General features: G+C 62.8%; 2 protein-coding genes. One reads left to right on the top strand and one right to left on the bottom strand.

Annotation, left to right across the window (positions count from 1 at the left end; genetic code table 11):
- The first annotated feature begins 179 nt into the window (after window positions 1-179).
- Window positions 180-344, top strand: a complete 165-nt coding sequence (locus AC1D00_RS41815; protein ID WP_007595743.1) for a DUF3309 family protein — start codon at window positions 180-182, stop codon at window positions 342-344.
- Window positions 345-444: 100 nt separating this feature from the next.
- Here the strand turns inward: AC1D00_RS41815 and ligD are convergent.
- On the bottom strand, window positions 445-1,219 hold a 775-nt coding region (ligD, locus tag AC1D00_RS41820), incomplete at its 5' end, for a non-homologous end-joining DNA ligase (RefSeq protein WP_477014734.1).

The following is a 1,219-nucleotide window of genomic DNA, read 5'->3' on the forward strand; positions in this document are numbered from 1 at the left end:
GCCTTGCCCTGCGCTGATTGAATCTCACTTCATCATGCCTGCCCGAGCGGCAAAGGTTCCATGCAACTTGCACCTGTCGCCCCGTTTCACAACCGGAACTTTAAAACCTGCGGCAAGTTGCCCTCGCACCAAGGGACAGGTGCAACGACCCTTTCAACAAAGGGCTGGAGGAGACTAGCATGTCTATCGGTACGATCATTCTGATCATTTTGGTCATCGCCCTGCTCGGCGGCTTCAGCGGCATCGGCGGCGGACCGTTCTACGGCACCGGCTATTACGGCGGCGGCGGCCTCGGGCTCGTCATCGTCATCCTGCTGATCCTGCTGCTGCTGGGACGGATCTAGCCACGCAACGGTCTTGTAGGGTGGGTTAGCCGCGAGGCGTAACCCACCTCTTTGGTTTCCGCGGAAACAGAAGTGGTGGATTACGCTACGCTAACCCACCCTACTTCACCTTCCCCGCGAGCATCTTCATCGCGGCCTTGATCGACGCGGCCGCATCGTCATAGCCCTCCCACGCTTTCGAACGCGCCAGCAGGCCCGGCACCGTCCGCACGGTATATCGCTTCGGATCGAGATCGCCCTTCACCTGCGCCCATGTCACCGGCATCGACACGGTCGCGCCGTCGCGGGCGCGGGGCGATAGCGGGGCCACCGCCGTCGACAGGCGATCGTTGCGCAGATAGTCCAGAAAGATCTTTCCGTTGCGCAGTTTCTTGGACATGTTGAGCAGATAGCGCTCGGGATCGTCATCCGCCATCCACTGGCAGACACCTTGCGCGAACGCCTTGGCCTCCTTCCAGCTCACCTTGTCGCGCGCGCCGTGGAGCAGCGGCACCACCACGTGAATGCCCTTGCCGCCGGTGGTCTTGCAGAAGCTGTCCATGCCGACATCGGTGAGCCGCTGCCGCATCTCCTTCGCGGCCTCGACGACATCGGCGAATTCAACGTCCGGCGCGGGGTCGAGATCGAACACCAGCCGTCCCGGCGTATCATAGGCGTCCGGTGCACAGTTCCAGGGATGCAGCTCGAGGCCGCCGATCTGCGCGACCGCGGCAAGTCCCTCGACGCGATCGATCTGCAAATACGGCTTGCGATCACCGGAAACCTTGGCGAGCTCGAGCAGGTTCGAGGTGCCCTGCATGGCATGGCGCTGGAAGAATGTCTCGCCGCCGATGCCGTCGGGCGCGCGCAGGATCGAGCAGGGGCGCCCTTTCAAG

It is taken from the genome of Bradyrhizobium sp. P2_E8, assembly GCF_056403875.1.

Coding starts and splice junctions, on each gene's coding strand:
- AC1D00_RS41815 (WP_007595743.1), top strand. CDS start 180: ATGTCTATCGGTACGATCATTCTGATCATTTTGGTCATCGCCCTGCTC.